The 20,367-nt window shown below is 67.5% G+C and carries 24 protein-coding genes; 12 read left to right on the forward strand and 12 right to left on the reverse strand.

Annotation, left to right across the window (positions count from 1 at the left end):
• Window positions 1-196: 196 nt before the first annotated feature.
• From F5544_RS40360 to F5544_RS40375, 4 genes are all read right to left on the reverse strand, one after another.
• Window positions 197-691 carry a MogA/MoaB family molybdenum cofactor biosynthesis protein gene (locus F5544_RS40360; protein ID WP_238847539.1) on the reverse strand — a complete coding sequence of 165 codons (495 nt, stop codon included), beginning with the start codon at window positions 689-691 and terminating at the stop codon, window positions 197-199.
• Window positions 692-792: 101 nt separating this feature from the next.
• Entirely contained in the window at window positions 793-2,367 is a 1,575-nt protein-coding gene (locus tag F5544_RS40365) for a S1C family serine protease (protein WP_167478009.1), read from the reverse strand.
• A gap of 152 nt (window positions 2,368-2,519) precedes the next feature.
• Complete coding sequence (locus F5544_RS40370; protein WP_167478010.1) at window positions 2,520-3,986, reverse strand: sensor histidine kinase; 1,467 nt, start codon at window positions 3,984-3,986, stop codon at window positions 2,520-2,522.
• A gap of 10 nt (window positions 3,987-3,996) precedes the next feature.
• A complete protein-coding gene (locus tag F5544_RS40375; RefSeq protein ID WP_167478011.1) occupies window positions 3,997-4,683 on the reverse strand; it encodes a response regulator transcription factor in 687 nt (228 codons plus the stop codon).
• A 359-nt stretch (window positions 4,684-5,042) separates the two neighbouring features.
• Between F5544_RS40375 and F5544_RS40380 the strand changes: the two genes are divergently transcribed.
• The 5 genes from F5544_RS40380 to F5544_RS40400 are packed head-to-tail and all read left to right on the forward strand — an operon-like array spanning window position 5,043 to window position 10,069.
• Complete coding sequence (locus F5544_RS40380) at window positions 5,043-7,889, forward strand: sensor histidine kinase (RefSeq protein WP_167478012.1); 2,847 nt, start codon at window positions 5,043-5,045, stop codon at window positions 7,887-7,889.
• A complete protein-coding gene (locus tag F5544_RS40385) occupies window positions 7,886-8,290 on the forward strand; it encodes a roadblock/LC7 domain-containing protein (RefSeq protein ID WP_167478013.1) in 405 nt (134 codons plus the stop codon). Before F5544_RS40380 ends, F5544_RS40385 begins: the two co-directional genes overlap by 4 nt.
• Window positions 8,291-8,297: 7 nt before the next feature.
• Window positions 8,298-8,672 carry a DUF742 domain-containing protein gene (locus tag F5544_RS40390; RefSeq protein WP_167478014.1) on the forward strand — a complete coding sequence of 125 codons (375 nt, stop codon included), beginning with the start codon at window positions 8,298-8,300 and terminating at the stop codon, window positions 8,670-8,672.
• A complete protein-coding gene (locus tag F5544_RS40395; protein WP_225725536.1) occupies window positions 8,662-9,294 on the forward strand; it encodes a GTP-binding protein in 633 nt (210 codons plus the stop codon). The genes F5544_RS40390 and F5544_RS40395 overlap by 11 nt, the downstream gene beginning before the upstream one ends.
• A complete protein-coding gene (locus F5544_RS40400; protein ID WP_167478015.1) occupies window positions 9,287-10,069 on the forward strand; it encodes an MHYT domain-containing protein in 783 nt (260 codons plus the stop codon). The genes F5544_RS40395 and F5544_RS40400 overlap by 8 nt, the downstream gene beginning before the upstream one ends.
• Before the next feature lie 49 nt (window positions 10,070-10,118).
• Here F5544_RS40400 and F5544_RS40405 read toward each other — a convergent pair whose 3' ends face one another.
• Window positions 10,119-10,925, reverse strand: coding sequence for a VOC family protein (locus tag F5544_RS40405; protein WP_167478016.1), 807 nt, complete (start codon window positions 10,923-10,925; stop codon window positions 10,119-10,121).
• Between the two features lie 163 nt (window positions 10,926-11,088).
• On the opposite strand from F5544_RS40405, the gene F5544_RS40410 reads away from it, so the two are divergent.
• Window positions 11,089-11,436 carry a hypothetical protein gene (locus F5544_RS40410; RefSeq protein ID WP_167478017.1) on the forward strand — a complete coding sequence of 116 codons (348 nt, stop codon included), beginning with the start codon at window positions 11,089-11,091 and terminating at the stop codon, window positions 11,434-11,436.
• Window positions 11,437-11,791: 355 nt separating this feature from the next.
• Here the strand turns inward: F5544_RS40410 and rpmF are convergent, their stop codons facing one another.
• Genes rpmF through mrf form a run of 3 tightly spaced genes read right to left on the reverse strand, consistent with a single transcriptional unit; the run spans window position 11,792 to window position 13,567 of the window.
• Window positions 11,792-11,965, reverse strand: a complete 174-nt coding sequence (gene rpmF, locus F5544_RS40415; protein WP_167478018.1) for a 50S ribosomal protein L32 — start codon at window positions 11,963-11,965, stop codon at window positions 11,792-11,794.
• 1 nt (window position 11,966) lies between these two features.
• Window positions 11,967-12,233: a type B 50S ribosomal protein L31 gene (locus F5544_RS40420; protein WP_167478019.1), complete on the reverse strand. Its 267-nt coding sequence runs from the start codon at window positions 12,231-12,233 to the stop codon at window positions 11,967-11,969.
• Window positions 12,230-13,567 carry a ribosome hibernation factor-recruiting GTPase MRF gene (gene mrf / locus F5544_RS40425; protein ID WP_238846916.1) on the reverse strand — a complete coding sequence of 446 codons (1,338 nt, stop codon included), beginning with the start codon at window positions 13,565-13,567 and terminating at the stop codon, window positions 12,230-12,232. The genes F5544_RS40420 and mrf overlap by 4 nt, the downstream gene beginning before the upstream one ends.
• Window positions 13,568-13,672: 105 nt before the next feature.
• Here mrf and rpmB point away from each other — a divergent pair, with 105 nt between their 5' ends.
• From rpmB to rpsR, 4 genes are read left to right on the forward strand one after another with little or no spacing between them, the layout of a single operon-like run.
• Complete coding sequence (rpmB, locus tag F5544_RS40430) at window positions 13,673-13,909, forward strand: 50S ribosomal protein L28 (protein WP_167478020.1); 237 nt, start codon at window positions 13,673-13,675, stop codon at window positions 13,907-13,909.
• Window positions 13,910-13,924: 15 nt separating this feature from the next.
• On the forward strand, window positions 13,925-14,095 hold the full coding sequence (gene rpmG, locus F5544_RS40435) for a 50S ribosomal protein L33 (RefSeq protein WP_167478021.1): 171 nt from the start codon (window positions 13,925-13,927) through the stop codon (window positions 14,093-14,095).
• Window positions 14,096-14,401 (forward strand): 30S ribosomal protein S14, encoded by a 306-nt coding sequence (gene rpsN / locus F5544_RS40440; protein ID WP_167478022.1) that lies wholly within the window; start codon window positions 14,096-14,098, stop codon window positions 14,399-14,401.
• A 34-nt stretch (window positions 14,402-14,435) separates the two neighbouring features.
• A complete protein-coding gene (gene rpsR, locus F5544_RS40445; protein ID WP_040695439.1) occupies window positions 14,436-14,690 on the forward strand; it encodes a 30S ribosomal protein S18 in 255 nt (84 codons plus the stop codon).
• A 66-nt stretch (window positions 14,691-14,756) separates the two neighbouring features.
• On the opposite strand, the gene F5544_RS40450 is transcribed toward rpsR, so the two are convergent.
• On the reverse strand, window positions 14,757-15,317 hold the full coding sequence (locus F5544_RS40450) for a LysM peptidoglycan-binding domain-containing protein (RefSeq protein ID WP_167478023.1): 561 nt from the start codon (window positions 15,315-15,317) through the stop codon (window positions 14,757-14,759).
• A 263-nt stretch (window positions 15,318-15,580) separates the two neighbouring features.
• Between F5544_RS40450 and F5544_RS40455 the strand changes: the two genes are divergently transcribed.
• The gene (locus F5544_RS40455; RefSeq protein ID WP_167478024.1) at window positions 15,581-16,042 is read left to right on the forward strand and encodes a hypothetical protein; all 462 of its coding nucleotides are present in this window, start codon (window positions 15,581-15,583) and stop codon (window positions 16,040-16,042) included.
• A 3-nt stretch (window positions 16,043-16,045) separates the two neighbouring features.
• On the opposite strand, the gene F5544_RS40460 is transcribed toward F5544_RS40455, so the two are convergent.
• Window positions 16,046-17,641, reverse strand: coding sequence for a family 20 glycosylhydrolase (locus tag F5544_RS40460; protein ID WP_167478025.1), 1,596 nt, complete (start codon window positions 17,639-17,641; stop codon window positions 16,046-16,048).
• Between the two features lie 212 nt (window positions 17,642-17,853).
• Between F5544_RS40460 and F5544_RS40465 the strand changes: the two genes are divergently transcribed.
• A complete protein-coding gene (locus tag F5544_RS40465; protein WP_167478026.1) occupies window positions 17,854-18,003 on the forward strand; it encodes a hypothetical protein in 150 nt (49 codons plus the stop codon).
• Window positions 18,004-18,061: 58 nt separating this feature from the next.
• Here F5544_RS40465 and purH read toward each other — a convergent pair whose 3' ends face one another.
• Together purH and purN are read right to left on the reverse strand one after the other, a co-directional pair.
• Window positions 18,062-19,636 carry a bifunctional phosphoribosylaminoimidazolecarboxamide formyltransferase/IMP cyclohydrolase gene (gene purH / locus F5544_RS40470; RefSeq protein ID WP_238846917.1) on the reverse strand — a complete coding sequence of 525 codons (1,575 nt, stop codon included), beginning with the start codon at window positions 19,634-19,636 and terminating at the stop codon, window positions 18,062-18,064.
• Window positions 19,623-20,249, reverse strand: a complete 627-nt coding sequence (purN, locus tag F5544_RS45840) for a phosphoribosylglycinamide formyltransferase (protein WP_238846918.1) — start codon at window positions 20,247-20,249, stop codon at window positions 19,623-19,625. Before purN ends, purH begins: the two co-directional genes overlap by 14 nt.
• Window positions 20,250-20,367 lie beyond the last annotated feature (118 nt).

Consider the following 20,367-nt stretch of genomic DNA (forward strand, 5'->3'; position numbering starts at 1 on the left):
AATACAGCTCAACCGTGATGCGGCGGCACCTGGGAGCGCAGCCAGTCATCGGACGAACCGGCGGTATCCGGTTCGGGACCGCGCTCATCGCTCGTCGTATCCGGGAGGGTGTCGCCGAAGATCCGCGCCAGACGCGCGGCATCCCTCGCCCGGCGCTGCGCCGGACGAGGGTCGTCGGAATTCGGTGCCGGGGAGATTATTCGGCCAATCCGGACAGCTCGCCGATCACTCGGCTGGCCAGCGGCCCGAGGGTTGCCATGCCGTCGCGGACCGCGGAGCGGGTGCCGGGCAGGTTTACCACGAGTGTGCTGCCGGATACGCCCGCCAGACCGCGGGACAGGCCGGCGTCGAGCGAACCCGCCAACCGGCCGGAGGAACGCAGCGCCTCGCTGATCCCGGGCAGTTCCCGGTCCAGCACCTGCGCGGTCGCCTCCGGGGTGACATCGCGGGGCGACATGCCGGTGCCGCCGACCGAGATCACCAGGTCGACGCCGCCGATCACCGCGGTGTTCAGCGCATTGCGGATCTCCACCTCGTCGGCCTGAACGGACACCGACGCGTCCACCAGAAAACCCGCCTCCGTAAGCAGCTCGGTCACCAGCGGACCTAGCGAATCCTCTCCCCCATGTGCCGTTCGATCATCGACGACCACCACCAGTGCACGCCCCGCCACAGGAGCATCGATTTCCATGGTGCTCACCGTAGCGCCTAGGCCGGCAAGGTCGATCGCCGCGCCGAGATGCGCGGCGGAGTCCGTGGTCAGGGTTCCCTTACCGCCAGGTAGCAGCCGCATCATCGGCCACCGTCCGCGGGCGCGCCGGCGAGGGTCACCTCGACGGTCTTCGGATTGTTGCCTTGATCGTCGGTGTAGGTGAGCTTCACCTTGTCTCCCGGTGCGTGCGAACGGATCGCGGCGACGAGCGCGTCGCCGGAGTCGATGTTGCGGTTGTCCACCTTGGTCACCACGACGCCCGCCGGAATTCCGGCCTTGGCGGCCGGGCCGTCCGGCGTCGCCTCCAGCACCCGCGCGCCGTTGACGGTGTCCTGCGCCTGGATCTTGATGCCGATCTGGGCGTAGGTGGCGTGACCGGTCTTGCTCAACTCGTCGGCGACCCGGCGGGCCTGGTCGACCGGAATGGCGAAGCCGAGGCCGATGGAACCGCTCTGCTGCTGCCCCAGACCGGGCATTTCATTCGCGCCGAGGGTGGCGATGGCGGTGTTGATGCCGACGAGTTTGCCGCTGCCGTCGACCAGTGCGCCGCCGGAGTTGCCCGGGTTGATCGCGGCGTCGGTCTGGATGGCGTCGATCACCGGGTTCACCGCCGCCTGGCTCTGCGGCGCGCCCTCGCCCTGGGTGGAAACCGGGCGGTTCAGCGCCGAGACGATTCCGGTGGTGACGGTGCCGGACAGGCCGAGCGGCGCGCCGATCGCCACGACCGGCTGGCCGACCTGCAGATTCGCCGAGGTGCCCAGTTCGATCGGGGTCAGGCCGTTCTTACCGGAAACCCTGATCACCGCGAGATCCGAAACCGGATCGGCGCCGACCAGGGTGGCCGATGCGGTGCTGTTGTCCGAGAAGACGACCTGCATCTTGGCGTTCGGACCGGCGCCGCCCGCCACGTGATTATTGGTCAGGATCAGGCCGTCCGAGGAGAGCACGACACCGGAGCCCTCGCCCTCGGCCCGGGAGCCCGCGACCTTGATGGTCACCACGCTCGGCAGCACCTTCTGGGCCACCGCCTGCACCGATCCCGGCGGGGCCGATGACGCGTTGCTGATATTGGGCTTCGGCGCGTCGAGGGCATTCGTGACGGTGGAGGTGCCGTTGTTGTGCGCGACGAGCGCGCCGACGGCGCCACCGACACCGCCGCTGAGCACCGCGAGCACCACCGCGCCCGCGACCATCGAGCCGCGCAGGGTACGGCGGGGCTGCGGTGGCTGCGCGCCGAAGGGCGCGCCGGGCGGCGGGGCGGGTGATTCGAAGGACATGGCGGCGTACTCCGGGCCGGGGAACGGCTGGGTCGGATTGGGCCCATGCGGATGGCTCGCGAATACCCCGCTCTGCGTCGGGTATTCGGGCTGCGGACCGTACTGACCCGTCCCGCCGAATTGTGGCTCGCCGGAACCGAATTGGGGTTGTCCCGCCGGATCAGGCCGTTGCCACGGGGAATCGGGCTGCTGCGCCGAATTCGGCCGAGCCTGCGATTCGGCCGGACCGTATGGTGGCGCCGCTGGACCGGCCTGCGACGCCTGATCGAACCGCGGCTCCGCCGCACTGTTCGCGGCGGGCAGCTGCTCGGTCGGCTGGTGATCCGGCGCGGTGTTCGCCGCCGACTCGTCCTGCCGGTCCTTCGACTCCTCGGTCATGGGCTCCTCGTTTCTCCTCACGTCTGCACCAAGCATGGTGACGACGACTGAGAGCGGACTGAGACCGCGCTTTCATTTCTCCGAGATGTACCTGCGAGCACCACGCTCACCAGGAAATACGATACGTAAGCCGGATATATGCGCCGCGACGCTCACCCCGCCGCCGGTGTGTCCGGGTTGCCCGGCTCGCCGGGCAGGACGATGCGGACGAGGGTGCCGCCGCGCCCGGAGGTGTCGATCGCGATGGTGCCGCCGTGTCTGGTGATGACCTGTTTGACGATCGCGAGGCCGAGACCCGAACCGGGCATCGAGCGAGAGGCGGTGGTTCGGTAGAAGCGCTCGAAGACGAGTTCGCGTTCGGCGGGCGGGATGCCGGGGCCGCCGTCGTCGACGGTGAATTCGAGCAGACCCGGGGCGCACTCCCGCATCGCGACCACGACGGAGGCGCCCGCCGGGCTCCATTTCGCCGCATTGTCGAGGACGTTGAGCGCCGCGCGTTCCAGACCGGCCTCCTGTCCGAAGACGAACCAGGGGCGCAGTTCGGCGACGAATTCGATGCCGGTGCGCCGCCGCCTGGCCCGCTCGAGCGCGCGTTCGACGACCTCGCCGAAATCGACCCGCTCGTAGATGGCCTCGGGTGCGTCCTCCCGCGCAAGATCGACCAAATCGCCGACCAGCGTGGACAATTCCTCGATCTGGGCCATGACGTCGGTGCGCAGGCCCGCCATGTCCTCCTCCGGAACCGGCGGCGCGCCCGGCCTACTCGATGCGATGAGCAGTTCCATATTGGTACGCAAGGAGGTCAGCGGCGTACGCAATTCGTGACCGGCGTCGGCGACGAGTCTGCGCTGCCGCTCCCGGGATTCGGCAAGAGTGCGCAGCATGGTGTTGAAACTCTCTGTCAGCCTTGCCAATTCGTCGTCACCGGAGACCGGGATCGGTGTCAGGTCGTCGGTGCGGGCAATGCGTTCGGTGGCCGCGGTGAGACGCGCGACGGGACGCAATCCGGTGCGGCCCACCGCGGTTCCGGCCGCGGCGGCCAGCACGACGCCGCAGCCGCCGACCACGAACAGCAGCCAGGCGAGCCGGTCCAGCACTTCCCGCGTCGGTTCGAGTCGCTGCGAAATCACAAGGGTGGAACCGGAATTCGTGTGCCGGGCGAGCACTCGCTGATTGCTCACGGTGCGCAGCGATAGGCTCAACTCCCCGCGTGCCACCGCGATCTCCGGCGCGCCGACCGGCGGATTGGTCGGCTGCGGCGGAACATACGACCGCAGGTCGGGGAATATCAGCGCGACACCGATATCGTTCGAATACAGGCCGGCCACCAGAATCGCCTGGAAACCGAGCCGTTCGATGTCGTGGTCGATCATCGTCGCCGCCCGCGCCTTCAGCTGCGAATCCACATCGCTGTACAGCGAGCTGCGCACCATGGTGTACGCGGTGATCGAGGTGACCGCCACCGCGATGGCGACGACCGACGCCGCCAGCAGCGTCACCCGCCAGCGCAGCGAAACCGATTGGGTCAGCGGTGTCGGCGGACGCATTTCCGGCGGGTCCGGGGGTCGCGGCTGGCCGAGGCCGGCGACGACGGCCCGCCGTGGGATGGTTCTCGACATGCCGCGCGGCCTACGGCGGGGTTTCGCGAAGTACATATCCGACGCCGCGCACCGTGTGGATGAGCCGCGATTCGCCCTCGGCCTCGGTTTTGCGGCGCAGATATCCGATATAGACCTCCAGCGCGTTACCGGACGTCGGGAAGTCGTACCCCCACACCTCTTCCAGGATGCGGCTGCGGGTGAGTACCCGGCGCGGATTGGCCATCAGCATTTCCAGTAGCGAGAACTCGGTACGGGTCAAACTGATCGCGCGTTCGCCCCGCGACACCTCACGCGTCACCGGATCCAGCGACAGATCCGCGAACTTCATCGCCTCCGAGGCATCTCCGGCATCACCCGCCGTACGCCGCAGCAGTGCCCGCAAACGCGCGAGCAATTCCTCCAACGCGAATGGCTTCGGTAAATAATCGTCGGCGCCCGCATCCAGTCCGGCGACGCGTTCGGAGACCGAATCCCGCGCCGTCAAAACCAGAATCGGCAAGTCGTCACCGGTACTGCGCAGCCGCCTGCACACCTCCAGCCCATCGAGCCGGGGCATCATCACATCGAGTACGAGCGCGTCCGGTCGCTGCGCCGTCGCCTTCTCCAGGGCGTCGACTCCGTCCACCGCGAGATCGACGGAGTAGCCGTTGAAGGTCAGCGACCGGCGCAGCGATTCTCGGACGGCGCGATCGTCGTCGACTACCAGAATGCGCATGCGACCAGTTTGACCGGCCCGACTGAGAGGCGACTGAGAGGTCCGCTACGACACGCCGGGCGCGGATCGCCCATACCACACCGCGAACCTAGTCGCGTGACCAGGAGATATTGTCCGGCCGTCGCCGACGACGGATCCGCCGTTTGTGATCACCCCGGCAATTGAACACGAAACTTGTTCTGCCCAGCCATATTCGAGCAATTGCGATGGCGCGCGCCCAGATTGCCGACGAACACTCTGCGCGGTATGTTCCGTCCGGTAAAAAGAAGACCTCTAGTCGGTTCTGCGCGTTGAATCCAAACATGAACAGCGGCACGCGGACTGGGGGGTCACCGGCGAAGCGGAGGCGACTCGAGCGGATGGAAGCTGCACCGCGGTCCTGGCAACTGAGCCTGTACAACTGGTCGGTCACCCGCAAGGTTGGCATCGTCCTGGTCCTGCCCGTGCTGCTGGCCACGGTCTTCGCGGTGCTGCGGATCAACACCGAACTGCGCACCATGAGCCAGCTCGACGCGGCCACCGAGCAATCGAGCATCATCCGTCCGATCGTCAAGTTCAATACCGCGGCCGAACAACTCGCGGTCATCACCACCGCCTCGTGGGGCAACACGGCCGATCCGCAAACCGATACGGCCCTCGGCAAATTCGATCAGTCGGTAGCCGACCTGCAAACGGCGATGCACAACACCCGGCTGCTGTCGAAGACGACCGAGGAATTGTCGGCGGCCATCGCGACCGCGACCGCGATGCGCAACAACCTGCGCACCGGTTCGGTGGCGGCGCTCGGCCAGCAGGCCGACGAAATCGCGGGGCACACCGGCAACGCCATCGCGTACGCGCCGAATATCGACGACATCAACGTGCAGCGCTACTTCCTGCAGTTGGGCGCGATCCAGACGGCCCGGCGCAGCATGACCCAGGTGCGGTTGCTGATCACCGCACCGGGGGCGGGCAACAACCCGAGCGTGCGGCCGCGAGTGCTCACCACCACCGGCGCGGAGATGACCATCATCGGCACCTACGCGATGATCAAGCCGGAGAACGCGGTCTTCGCGCAGCCGCTGATGGAGGCAGTGCAGGCCCGGCTCGGGATCTTCAGCCAGAACGTCGGCGACCCGACCAGCAATCCGGCTGTGCTCGATTCGCTGCAGGCCAGCTCCGACACCTACGACAAGACCTCGGCCCAGCTGGCGGACCAGATCGATAAATCGCTGGCCAACGCCACCTCGACCTCACAGAACGACGCGCTGCGCGAGGCCGCGCTGGTCATCGGCATGCTGCTGGCCGGTCTGGCGCTCGCCCTCGCGGTGGCGCGCACCCTGGTGGTGCCGGTGCGCAGGCTGCGCCGCGACGCGCTGGAGGTCGCGCACACCAAACTGCCCGAGGAGCTGTCCGTGGTGCGGGCGGGCGGCACCACCCCGCAGATCGAGCCGGTCGCCGTGCGCGGCACCGACGAGATCGGCCAGCTGGCCCGCGCCGTCGACGAAATGCACGAGCAGGCCCTCAATCTCGCGGCCGAGCAGGCCCGGCTGCGGCTGCAGATCGGGAATATGTTCGAAACCCTCTCGCGCCGCAGCCAATCTCTGGTCGAACAGCAGCTGGCGCTGATCGAGGACCTGGAACACGACGAGGACGACACCGAACGGCTGCAGAGCCTGTTCCGCCTCGACCACCTGGCCACCCGGATGCGCCGCAACGGCGACAACCTGCTGGTGCTCGCCGGTACCGCGCTGCGCCGCGGCCAACTGCTCCCGGTGCCGCTCTCGGATATGTTGTGGAGCGCGGTATCCCAGGTCGAGGACTATCAGCGGGTCGAGATCGGCGCGGTGCCCGACGGCGTCGTCGCGGGCGAACCCGCGGTCGATATCGAACATCTGCTTGCCGAGCTGATCGATAACGCGCTGCGCTATTCGCCGCCGACCACCCCCGTCGCGGTGACGGTCGCGCGCGCGGTGGACGGCGGCTACCTCATCGAGGTCACCGACCGCGGCCTCGGCATGGCGGAGGACGATCTGCGCACCACCAACGACCGGCTCGCCTCCGGTGGTGAGGTCACCATCGAAACCGCCCGCCGCATGGGTCTTTTCGTGGTCGGCAGGCTCGCGAAGCGGCACAACATAACGGTCGGCCTGCGTCGCACCTCGACGATGAGCCAGCAGCCGGGCATCACCGCGAGCGTGCACCTGCCCGGCACGCTGGTGGCACCGCCGCTCGACGACACCGATCCGACCGGAATCGTGCCGCCGCTGTCCGCCGAATCCGCAAGGCCCGCACCGCCACAACTGTCCGCCGCCGCGGCGCAGCAGCCGCGCACCCTGGTTCCGGTGCCGAACCTGCCGCAGTCGGGTCAGCACGACAGCGGCGCGCAGCAGCGCGAGGCCGGACTCTTCGGACTGACGAGTGCCGGTCTGCCGCAACGCAAACCGGCCATTCGAGTAGCGGAAACGCCGGAGCAGCCCGCGATTTCGGCACCGACCGGTTCCGGCCAGTTCCCGACCGGGCCGTTCGGCCCGCCGACGCAGTTCACCGAACCGGTCAGCGGTTCGCAGCCGATACCCCTTGTCCCCCAATCGCTCAGCGGCCCGCAGAGCATGTTCGACGATGCCGATCCGGCGCCGACCGATATCTGGGCCGAGATCAAGGACGACGACGAGCTGCCGACCGGCCGCGTCTACCGCGAGCCGCCGACCGCGTACCGGCCCGAACGCTCCGGGCCGATCGAACTGCCGACCATCTCGGAAAACCGGACGCCCGAACCGGATTCGCCGCGGCACGGCCCGGATCCGCAGCGGCGCAGGCTCGATCCGGCCGAGGACACGGCAGCGCCCGCGCAGGAACCCGCGGCGACGTCCACCCGGCTGCAGCCGGTGGCCGGATCCTCGCCGACCCCGATCTACCAGCGCATGGTCTCGGAGTGGCTGGTCGAACCCGCGGCGACGCAGGCGCCCGCGGACGGGTGGACCTCACCCGCCGACGCCGGATGGCTGGCCGCCGAGGACGCCAGCCACCCGACCGCCACCGGCAGAACAGCCGGCGGCCTGCCGATCCGGAAGCCGGGCGCGCAACTGGTCCCCGGCGGCGTCACGCAGGTGGATGAGCAGGGCATCCGCGATCCGGAGGAGATCCGGAGCAACCTGACGAGACATCTCAGTGGGGTCCGCAGCGGGCGGGCCAATGCGCAGTACAACGACGGAGGGCTTGCATGACCAACGCGAACAGCACGGATGAGAACCTGAACTGGCTGGTCGCCCGCTTCACCCGCGACGTACCGGGGGTTTCCCACGCCGTTCTGGTTTCGGCGGACGGCCTGCTGCAGGCCACCAGCCCGCACCTGCCGAGCGATCGGGCCGAACAACTTTCGGCGGTGACCGCCGGTCTGGCGAGCCTCGCCGCGGGCGCGGCCTCGCTGTTCGACGGCGGCAAGGTGATGCAGTCCATCGTCGAAATGCAGCGCGGCTATCTGCTCGTCATGAGCGTCGGCAATGGTTCGCACCTGGCCGTGCTCGCCAACAAGTCGCACGATATCGGCCGCATCGGTTACGAAATGGCGCTGCTTGTCGATCGAGTGGGCTCCGTGGTCACCGCCACGGCCCGCACCGCCGTCTGAGCGTGAGATGGTCAGCCAACACGGTTCCGGACCACATCGACCAACAACTCGCGTCCGGCCGTACGCCCTCACCTCGGGGCGTACCGAACCTGCGGTCGACCTACCGCTGGAAGCGGTCATCGAAACCGTCAATTACAGCGCTTACATGGAGTGGCCGATCGGCGATATCCGTACCGAGATCCTGCGATTGGGCGTCCACCGGCTGTCCGTCGCCGAAATCGCGGCACACCTGGATCGCCCCCTCGGCATGGTTCGGGTGATGATCGGTGATCTCGTGGTCGACGGCGCGCTACGCGTGCATTCGACCTTGACCGACCAAGCGAGCTTTGACGAGCGTCGTTCTTTGATGGAGAGGACATTGCGTGGACTCCGTGCCTTATAGGAAGATCGGGCCCACCGGGACAGCCGGGCAAGAGGACGCGGAGCAGCGGGTCGCGTCGACCAAGATCGTCGTCGCCGGCGGTTTCGGCGTCGGGAAAACGACCTTCGTCGGCGCGGTTTCGGAGATCGTGCCGCTGCGCACCGAGGCGATGGTCACCAGGTATTCGGACGGGGTCGACGATCTGGCGGATACGCCGGAGAAGGAAACCACAACGGTCGCCATGGATTTCGGCCGGATCATCCTGCCGGGAAATCTGACGCTGTACCTGTTCGGCACGCCGGGTCAGCGCCGGTTCTGGTTCATGTGGGACGACCTGATTCGCGGCGCCATCGGCGCGGTGGTCTTGGTGGACACCAGGCGGCTGGAGGACAGTTTCGCGGCCGTGGACTTCTTCGAGGCGCGCAAGCTGCCGTTCTTGATCGCGGTCAACCGTTTTCCGGACGCGCCGCGCTTCCCGCTCGCCGAACTGCGCGAGGCGCTTTCGATCCGCGAGGGGGTGCCGATCGTCGATATCGATGCGCGCAATGCGATGGAGGTGCGCCAGTCGCTCGCCGCGGTAACCGAATACGCGATAGCGCAGCTGAAGGCGCTGGAGCTGGAAGGGATCGCCAGGCATGCCTGACGGTTCGATGCGAATGCTCGCCGAAAGCGCGTCGTTCGAACAGTTTTCGATGGGTTACTGGCTGGCCGCGCTGTCGTTCATCGTCTCGGTGGTCGGCACCGTCGTCGGCCTGGCCTGCGTGCTGAACGGGGCGCGCTCGGCCCGATTCCGGATCGTCTGGGTGGTCTCGGCCGCAGTATCCCTTGGCGGCGTCGGTGTTTGGCTGACGATGGCGGTGGCGCTGCTCGGATTGAAGGTGCCCAACGGTGCGATCCGTTACGACGCCGGAAAATTGATCACCGCGATGGTGGTCGCGGTGGTGGCGGTGCTGGTGGGCCTGGCGTTGATCGGACGCACCCGCAGAACACCGTGGCTGATCGCGGGCGGTTTGGTGATGGGTCTCGGCACCGGAGCCACCATCTACCTCGGGGTGAGTTCGGTGCGGGTGCAGGGTTCGGTGAATCTGGCGCTGTGGCTGATCGGGATCTCGGTGGGTGTCGCGGTGATCACCGCGCTCACCACGCTGTGGTCGTTCCAGACCTACCGCAATCACTTCGCGCGCGGCGCAACGACTTTGCTGTTCGGCATAGGGGTGGCCGCCAGCTATTACGTCGCGATCGCGGCGATGGATCTACACGTCGATCGGGCCGTGCCCGCGCCGACCGGGATGGCGCTGTTCGATTTCGTCTTCCCGATGTTCGTCGTCGGTTCGCTGGGGCTGGCGGTGCCGATCTCGGCGGTTCTGATCGCGCCCGGCCGCGATTCGGGCTGGGGCGCGACCGCGACCGCGAACTGATTCGCCGGATCCGGCGAACGCCCGCGGACGTTCGCCGGATGATGATGCGTCAGTTCGGATTCGGCAGTTCGCCCACCCGTTTGCTCGGGTCGATGATGCCGAACACCTCACCCTGCGGCGCGGCGATCAGCGCGGTGCGGCCGACCGGCGAGTCGGCGGCCGCCTGCAGCACCGAACCACCAAGTCCCAGCGCCTTTTTCGCGCCGGCGTCCACATCGTCGTACTGGAACCAGGTGAGCCAGTAGGACGATGCGGCCTTGGCCACCGCCGAATCGTCGCTGATGCCGCCGACCACCTCGGTGCGGCCGGGCGGGGTGAACGCCACGTATGCGGTGTCGCCGAAATCGTATTCGGTATACCGGTAACCGAATACGTCGCGGTAGAAGGCCTTCGACCGGTCGTATTCGCGGGTGTGCAGTTCGTTCCAGGCGTAGCCGCCGTGCTCGTTGTGCAGCGCGGCGCCGTTGTGCGCCCTGGCCTGCCACACCGCGAAGATGGCGCCGCCGGGATCCTCGGCGACGAACATCCTGCCGAACTCCATCACGTCGAAGGTTTCCAGCACCAGTTTGCCGCCCGCCCGCCGTACCGCCGCGGCGCTGGCGTCGGCGTCGTCCACCGCGATATAGGTGGTCCACCCCGACGGCATTGCGGCCAGTGCGGACGGCTTCGGCCCGATTCCGGCCGCCGCCGCACCATCTTTCGACGCCATTAGGTAGCCGCCCGCGTCAGGACCGCCGTCCTGCAGCACCCAATCGAACAGTTCGCCGTAGAACCGGCCTGCCTTGACCGGGTCGTTCACCTGGCAATCGATCCAGCACGGCGTCCCCTGCGGCCAGGCCGCATTGTGTACGGGCATAGGTCATCTCCGTTTCGAATTGAGTATTTCGTCACGCGAGCCACCCACTAGTGAACCAGTCCGGCCGGTGAGTTTCGCGCGGTTCGGCGATGCCGATGTGCCGAGGTGACGGCCCACTTACAGTGGGCGACATGCGTTTCGGTATTTCGAGGAGGGACCGGACTTGACTCCGGAGCAGGACGCCGTTTTGCGCGATATCCAGGCCCAGCTGTCCTCGGCACTGCACGGCATCGATCAATTGACGGCCGAATCCACCGCGCTACGCGGACAGATCGACGAATTACGCAAGGAAATAGGAGATTTGGAGACCACGGCGGCCGAACTCGCCGATCGGCTGCGGCAGTTGCGCGGCGGGTGCCTACCGTGGCCGCTCTCGCTGCTGGAGGAACCGGCCGCGCTGGTGGCGTCCAGATTGACCGCACTGCTGTCCGACTTGCCCGGTTTGCCGGGACCGCAACAGCTTGCGACGGCCGAGGACGAGTCGATATCGCACGACAAGGCGGATGCGTAGCGCGCCAGGCGAATTGGGGTGGCCGAGGGGCCGGACTTTTGGCGATGAGCGGGTTCTCGCCGGGAATCGGGAGAACCCGCCCTCGACGACGAGAGTACCGGCGTCGTGTTGCGTTCGCATCACTTCAAGGGGACTTTTACACCTGTCAAAAACCAACTCTCAGTAGGTATTTCACATTTTAGCAATCAGTCCGCAACCATGCGACGAGCAAGGAACCTCGTAGTAGCTGGCGTACCGGTAACTTACCGGTTGCCAGAAACGGTGATCGTCATCAACCCGAATTCATCCGATCATCAGATCGTCACGTTCGGCCCAGCATCGCGCGCGTTCAGCGCCCATGACGAGACGGGTCGGCTCAGAGTCGCGCCGGATCGATCAAACCGCGCCGGATCGCGGCGACGAGCCTGCGCGGCACCCGGTGCACGACGCCGCCGACGGTGATCGGCACCAGATCCACCGGCGCCGCCTTCCACTGCGCGCGCCTGCTGCGGGTATTCGACCGCGACATCCTGCGCTTCGGTACCGCCATGTCAGCCCTCCTGCCCGCGGCGGATTCGCCTGCCGTACTTGCGTTCGAACTTCTCCACCCGGCCCTGTGTGTCGAGCACGCGGTGCGCACCGGTCCAGAACGGATGCGAGTCGGCCGTCACATCGACCACCAGCAGCGGATACGTATTGCCGTCCGGCCACTGCACGGTCCGGGTACTGGTGGCGGTGGAACGGGTCAGAAACTGCTTTCCGGTACTGGAATCCTCGAAGACCACCGGGTGGTAGTCGGGATGGATACCTGCTTTCATTTCGCCTCTCCTCTCGGGCTCCGCTGTGCGGCAACGTCTTCCGCGGCCGATTCGCAGGGATCGGTGTGCCAGGTGCCGAAGGGGTCGTCCCACCGCGCCACCAGTTCGGGCGCGCGGCGCACCAGGTCCAGTTCGTCGTCCTCGACCAGTGCCCAGTGCAGCGCCTGCCGGATATCGGCCGGATCGGCGTCGTGCACCAGGATCACCAGCGAGCTGTCCCGGTCGCCGAAGTCCTCGTCCCAGCGCAGCGCGGCGAGCGCGCGCCGTTCCGAATCCTCTTGCGCCAGTTCGTCTTCCGACATCGCGGCCAGCCAGCGTCCGGCACCGCCGACCCGCAGGCCGCCACCCGCGGACTCCAGCCACACCACCTCCTCGGGTTGGGTGGCCAGCCAGATGCGGCCGCGCGCGGACACCACGCCGTCGAACAGCACGTCCAGCGCCTCGTGCAGCCGCGCCGGATGAAACGGGCGACGTGCCGCGAATTCCATGAGCTGCACCCCGAAATCGCCGGTGAGCGGCGGCTGCCCGCGCAGCAGCGGCGCGTGCGCGTCGAATATCCTGCCGCGCCGGGCGTGCGCGGGAATGCGGGCGAGCAAAGCCTCCACCTGCCTCCCGGTGAGCAGGTCCGGATCGTCCACCCAGGCCACCGGCGCGTCGGGTGCGAGCCGGGTGAGCACGGCGGCCAGCCTGCCGCGGTCCACCGGATCGCCCGCCGGTCCGAAAGCGATTACGGCATCGGCGAATTCGACCTGACCGACGGCGAGCTGGGCGACCGTGCGCTCGTCGTCGGCATGTGCGAGCCCGCGTTCGGCGAGGGTGTCCTCGCCGGTGGCGTCGGCCAGCCAGTTGTCGGCGTCCAGGCAGGTGAGCACGGCCTCGACGCGGACGTCGCGCGCGGCGGGCCCATCCACCCTGCCGACGACGCCGCTCACCACCACGTGCTCGACGGCGTGACAGATCGCCTCCGCCTCGAAGGCCGGATCCAGTTCCAGCACAATGCGATTCACCGAGTCGCGGGCGGCGAGCAGGCAGAGCAGCGGCAGCAGGTCCAGCCGCAGCGTGCAGGAGACGCAGCCGTGCGCCAGCTCCAGCACGGTCGCGGTCTGCCGCTCGGCATCGCGGACGGTGCGGTGCACGACGCCCTCGCGCAGGCGGCTCAGGTCGTGCCGGACGACGACGGTGCCGGGCGGATGGTCCGCGGCGGGCGGCCGGGCGCCGCACAGCGCCGAAGCCGTGCGTTCCGCACCGATCGCCGCGCGCCCGGCGAAGCCCGCGACCAGCACCAGCGCAGTTCTGCGGTCGGCCACGGGCGAGTTGGGATCAGGCGCAACCACCGATACCCCTTTCGACAATGGTTTTCATTTGCTCGCCGATCACGGTACAGTGCCGAGCGACCATTGTCGAAAATGATTATCATCTGCCGGAAGGAGGCTGCCGCCATGTCGGCCCACTGCCAGGTCACCGGGCGCAAGCCGGGCTTCGGCAAGTCCGTTTCGCATTCGCACAAGCGGACCAGCCGCCGCTGGAATCCGAATATCCAGCGCAAGACCTACTACCTGCCGAGCGAGGACCGCCGCATCACGCTGAACGTCTCCGCGAAAGGCATCAAGACCATCGACCGGGACGGGATCGAGGCCGTGGTGGCCCGCCTGCGCGCCCGCGGCGAAAAGATCTGAGAGAGGACGCTTTTCATGGCATCCAAGGCGACCGAACTGCGCCCGATCATCAAGCTGAAATCGACCGCGGGCACCGGATACACCTACGTCACCCGCAAGAACCGGCGCAACGATCCCGACCGGATGGTGCTGCGCAAATACGATCCGGTGGTGCGCAAGCACGTCGATTTCCGTGAGGAGCGCTGAATGGCCAAGAAATCCAAGATCATTCAAAATCAGCGGCGCCGGGAGATCGTCGCCCGCTACGCGGACCGCCGGGCCGAGCTGAAGGAGCTGATCCGCCGGCCGAGCACCCCGGAGGACCAGCGTGCGGCGGCCGAGCGGGAACTGCGCAGGCAGCCGCGCGATGCCAGTCCGGTACGATTGCGCAATCGGGACGCCGCGGACGGACGACCGCGCGGTCATCTGCGGAAGTTCGGACTCTCCCGTGTACGTGTGCGCGAGATGGCCCACCGGGGAGAATTGCCCGGCGTGCACAAATCGAGCTGGTAGACAACCAACGATCTCGTGAGAAGGAACCCGTCATATGGCAGTCAAGCGAGCACCGTCGAAGAAGGTTCGCGCTGAACAGGCCCGCCGCCCGAAGAAGAATCCGCTCATCGCCGCGGGCGTGGAGACGGTCGACTACAAGGACGTGAACCTGCTTCGCACGTTCATCTCCGATCGCGGCAAGATCCGCAGCCGCCGGGTCACCGGGCTCACCCCGCAGCAGCAGCGGCAGGTCGCCGTCGCGGTGAAGAACGCCCGCGAGATGGCGCTGCTGCCGTTCACCAGCCGCTGAGCCAGACGAAAAAGGCCCCCGATGTGCGAGACATCGGGGGCCTTGCTCGTTGGGTGCCGAAACGGATTACGGGATGGTGAGCACCTGGCCGACGTTGATCGCGTCCGGGTTGGCGATACCGCTGGCGTTCGCGATCTCCTGGTAGCGGTTGCCATCACCGTAGAAGCGTTCGGCGATGGCCCAGAGGGTGTCGCCCGGCTCGACGGTGTAGGTCTGCGCGGCGGGCGGGGGCGGCGGCACCTCCTCGGCGGCGGGCGCGGCGGCCTGCTCCGGTTCCGGGGCGGGCAGCGGGTTGTCGGTGTTGGTGCCGGAGGCCCACAGCGCGGTGCCGTCCTTGCCGTAGAGCACCACGTTCCGGTCGGCCTGCACCTCCAGTCGGTCCACATCCTTACCGTTGGTCTCGGTGGACCAGGCGGCGCCATCGCCCTTGTAGAGCACGAAGTTGCCGTCCTCCTGCAGCACCGCCCGCTCCACGCCCTGATCGTGAGTTTGAGTGGCCCACACCACATTTCCGCTCGGCTCGGTCAGCACGAGGTTGCCGTCCGGCTGCAGCGCAAGAGTGTACGCACCGCCGGTCAGGGCCTCACCCGATTTCAGTTCTTCTCCTACGCGCAGCGTGTTGCCCACGTTCGTCCTTTCGAAGAGTTACTGTGCAGAACATCCGAGAGAGTGATGCCGCCGGAGGAACCGTGGCGGGCATCAATTCCTAAGTTAACGCTCCCGCCGCCATTGCGGAGGGATTACGCGCAGGGTTCGCGGAAAGTTCACTGTGTGAGCCGCGTCGCCGTGTTGGCTTGGCGCACAAACCGGCCGGTGCCCGTGCGGGTTAGCTGGAAACGCCGCGGCGGGCGACCAGTTCCGGTCCGCGCCCACTCGACTAGGGTGAGCCCATGAATCGGAAGTCTTGCGTACGGGCCTCGGTGCTGCTCGCCGCCGCACTGCTCGGCCTCGCCACCGCGGCCTGTGGCGGTTCGGATAACGGTGCGGCACAGGCGAATACGAGCGCCAAACGCACTTCCGCGGCGAACACCCCGGTGCCGGAGACCAAGAGCTCGATCGGCCGCGAATTCACCGCCGACCCGACAATCGTTGGGGCACACCCGATCTCGTTCGAGTCATGGCGCAAGGTGGCCGAGGACAAGATCGCGGTCAACTTCCAGGTCGGCGCGCCGGAATGCTACGGGGTCGACGCATCGGTGGCCGAGACCGACAAGACGGTCACCGTCGAATTGCGCTCGGGGACCCGCGCCGACGCGACCGGACGGATGTGCACCATGATCGCCGTCTTCGGGACGCTGGAGCTGCCGCTGAAGTCACCACTGGGCAATCGGCAGGTGCTGAGCGCGGTGTAATCGCTACGGCACGGGTTCGCCGACCGCATCGGCGCGCGCCGCGAATTCCCGGTAGCTGCGGGGATGCGCAAGATCTTGGCCGGTCGCAACCGGATTCCAGGTCTGCTGCGCGATCACCCGAAGCCGCCAGGTGATGGCCACCGAGATCTGATCAGGGGTCTGAACGGTTGGGTCGTCGGCCCAGACGAACAGACCGGAACCGCGGTTGCGCGCGTCCTGCTCGGAGGTCAGCCGGGTGCCGTCGACGAACAGCGCCGGATCCCAGAATTCGTATGCGACCTCCGGCGGCACGTTCGCGATGCTCGCCGGTCCGCCCGCGACGTAGTACGTCGGCGTGAATGCCGCGTTCCGGATCTCATGCCCCGCTGCGATGAGATCTGTTGGGGTGCGGGCGGTTCCGAAGAAAGGCAGCGGCAGCTCCGGAACACCCGCTCGGCTCCAGTAGTCGACGACGATATCCGGGTCGATGCCGATGGTGCCCTCGCCGGTACGCAGCCCGTCGTTCCAGATGCGTGGCCGCTTGCCGTGCGCGCGCACGATGCCCGCACCCCATTCGATCAAGCCGAGCAGCGCGTCCGCCGGTTGCGCCCGCGGGCCGTATGCGGCACGGGCGTACGCGCCGAGCTGCGGATAGTCGTCGTAGCTCGCCACCTGCGCACCCTGCAGCAGGAATTCGTCGCCGCCGAGATGCCAGTAGCGGCCGGGGAACAGCGGTAGGAACTCCTCCAGGATGTCGCGCATGAGGTCGCGACCGCGTGGATCCGAAATATCCATGGCCGCATCGGATATCGCGCCCGTCCTGCTGCGCAGCTTCAGTTCCGGATGCGCGGCGAGCACACCGTTCAGGTGGCCGGGAAAATCCACCTCGGGCAGGATCTCCACCTGGTTATCGGCCGCGTAGTCGATCAGATCGCGGATGTCCTGCTTCGAATAGTGTTGCGGTGCGGTGATTTCCGGATGCCTGGAACTTTCCAGCCGGAAGCCGTATGTATCGGACAGATGCAGATGCAACAGGTTCATCTTCAGATAGCCCATCCGCCGGATCTGCTGCCGGATCATCTCGACCGGCATGAACTCGCGGCCGACATCCAGCATCAGGCTGCGCTCCCGGTACTGCGGCCAATCCGTCGCCGTGCCGCCGGGGAGTTCGGTGCGCTGCCGCAGCATCTGCAAGGCGGAACGGGTCGCGTAGAAGGCGCCCGGTACATCGGCGCCCCGCAGTTCCAGCTTGTCCCCCACCGTAATTCGATACGCCTCGGGCGTATCTGGCGCTCCCGCAACAGATCCCGTGCTCAGCACGATATCGCCGGGTGCCGCCGCCGCGCCGGATTCGGCGATGACCTGGCGGCCGGTAGCCGTAGCCAGGCTCGCGGCGAGGTCGGCGGCGGCGGCGCGCAGTTCGTCCCGGGCGTACCACACCCGTGGCCGCGCACCGAGTGCGAACCCATCGCCGCCGGATGTCCAGTCCCGTACCGACGGCACGGTCGGCGGTGGCGCGACCGCCGCGGCCGCGAGCGGCGCACCGGCCGACAGCAGTCCGGCGCTCACTGCCGCGACCACGGCGGGCACCAGCGTCCTTCGAATCACACCAGCTGCCATGCGGCCCACTGTATTGGCCAGGCGGCGCGGCCGGGGCGTGCAGACGCACCAGCAGACATCGGTGGCGCGGCAAGACAAACCGGAAAATTCCGTACGGTCGGCACGAATTACCGTACGACCCAAACTCTTCCGCGCACCTACCGCGTGCCGCCGGGGCAACCCTGCGATACTCGCCCCACCCGATCCGCTCTGCCACTGGAAAGGTCATGCTCATGTCAGTGCTCGACAAGCTCAAGGGCCTGCTCAAGGGTCGCGAAGACACCACCCCTGACACCGACGAGGCGGCCGAGACCCTCGAGGGCAATACCAAGAATGCCGAAACCACCGCGGAACCCGAATCACCGACGGCGCAGGACAACTGACCAAGCGAATCGAGCCCGGCCGGAACTGTTTCCGGACCGGGCTCGACCTGTGCTTACCTCAGTGCGCGAAGTGACGGGACCCGGTGAGGTACAGCGTCACATTGGCCTCGCGGCACAGATCGATCGTGTCCTTGTCGCGGATCGAGCCGCCCGGGTGCACGATCGCGCGAACACCGGCGGTGATCAGGATCGCCGGGCCGTCGGAGAAGGGGAAGAAGGCGTCGGAGGCGGCCACCGCGCCCTTCGCCCGGTCACCGGCGCGCTCGACCGCGAGCTTGCAGGAGTCGACCCGGTTCACCTGCCCCATGCCGACGCCGACGGCGGCGCCGTCGTCGGCCAGCAGGATCGCGTTCGACTTCACGGCACGGCATGCGCGCCAAGCGAATTCGAGGTCGCGCAGGGTCGCCTCGTCGGCGGGTTCACCGGTCGCCAGCGTCCAATTGGCCGCGCTGTCGCCGTCGGCGTCCAGGATGTCCCGGTCCTGCAGGAGTGCGCCGCCGCTCACCGGGCGCAGCTCCGCGCCCTTGCGCTGTGCCGGTTCGGCGACGAGCACCCGAACGTTCTTCTTGCGCTGCAACACCTCCACCGCACCGTTCGCGTAGGACGGCGCGACGATCACCTCGGTGAAGATGTCGGCGACCTGTTCGGCCATCTCCACCGACACCTCGCGGTTGGCCGCGATCACACCGCCGTACGCGGAAACCGGATCGGTGGCGTGCGCCTTGCGGTGCGCCTCGGCGATATTCGCACCGATCGCGATCCCACACGGATTCGCATGCTTGATGACGGCGACGGCGGGTTCGTCGAAATCGAATGCGGCCCGCCATGCCGCGTCGGCGTCGGTGTAGTTGTTGTACGACATTTCCTTGCCGTGCAACTGCTTTGCCTGTGCCAAACCGGCAGGCCCGGCCTCATTGGTGTAGAGCGCGGCGGCCTGGTGCGGGTTCTCGCCGTAGCGCAGCACCGAGCCGCGGTTCCAGGTGGCCCCGATCCAGGCCGGGAAACGCTGCGCCCCTTCGGTTTCCACCGCAGGCACCGCGACATTGGTCATCCAGCTGGCGACGGCGACATCGTAGGTGGCGGTGTGCTGGAAAGCCTTGGCGGCCAACGCCGTTCGTTCGGCCAGCGTGAAACCGCCGTGCTGCGCGGCCGCGAGCACCCGATCGTAGTCGCCGGTATCGACCACGACGGCCACCGAAGGATGGTTCTTGGCCGCGGCACGCACCATGGACGGACCGCCGATATCGATCTGTTCGACGCACTCATCGATCGACGCCCCGCTCGCCACGGTCTGGGTGAACGGGTACAGGTTCACCACCACCAGTTGGAACGCCTCGACGCCCAGTTCGACGAGCTGATCGACGTGCTCCGCCTTCCTGGTGTCGGCGAGAATGCCCGCATGCACCCTCGGATGCAATGTCTTGACCCGACCGTCGAGCGTCTCCGGGAAGCCGGTCAGATCCTCGACCTTGGTGACCGGAATGCCCGCGTCGGCGATCCGGCTCGCGGTCGAACCGGTCGAGACGAGCTCGACACCCGCGGCATGCAGGCCGGTCGCCAGCTCGATCAGTCCGGTCTTGTCGTAGACACTGACCAGCGCCCGGCTGATGGGCTTGCGTTCAACTGTGCTCACGGGGAATAACTGCCTTTCGTCCGTCGGAGACAATGCCTCGCGTCGCGACGGCGGCGACAACCTCCGCCAGCAACCGTCGCTCGACAACCTTGATGCGCTCGTGCAGGGTCGCCTCGTCGTCATCGGGGAGCACCGGCACCGCCTCCTGCGCGAGGATGGGTCCGGTGTCGACACCCGCGTCCACCAGGTGCACCGTCGACCCGGTGACCCGCACGCCGTATGCGAGTGCGTCACGCACCCCGTGCGCGCCGGGGAAGGACGGCAGCAGCGCGGGATGGGTGTTGATGATCCGCCCGCCGAACTGATCCAGGAAGGACGGGCCGAGAATTTTCATGAACCCGGCCGAGACCACCAGATCGGGCGCGTGGTCCGCGACCGCCTTGGTCAGTGCCGCATCCCAGGCGGCGCGATCGGGAAAGTCGTTGAGCGCCACCGTGAAATGCGGAATGTCCGCGGCCTCGGCGTGCGCGACGGCCTGGCAGGCCCGGTCTACGCCGACCGCGACGATCCGCGCCGGATAGTCCGGCGCCGCGGCCGCGTCGAGCAGTGCGCGCAACAGCGACCCGGTGCCCGAGGCGAGCACGACGACGGTGGCCGGGGCCGCTGCGGGCACCCACTGGGCATGCGGGGTCAGCGCTCTACTCCTGCGTTGTAGGTCTGGAAGACGGCTGGACGAACCGCCGCGGTAGAGCCTAGTCGGCGCGATTGGACGGGCGTTCGGCGGTAGCCGG

The sequence above is a fragment of the Nocardia arthritidis genome (assembly GCF_011801145.1).
GTDB lineage: Bacteria > Actinomycetota > Actinomycetes > Mycobacteriales > Mycobacteriaceae > Nocardia > Nocardia arthritidis_A.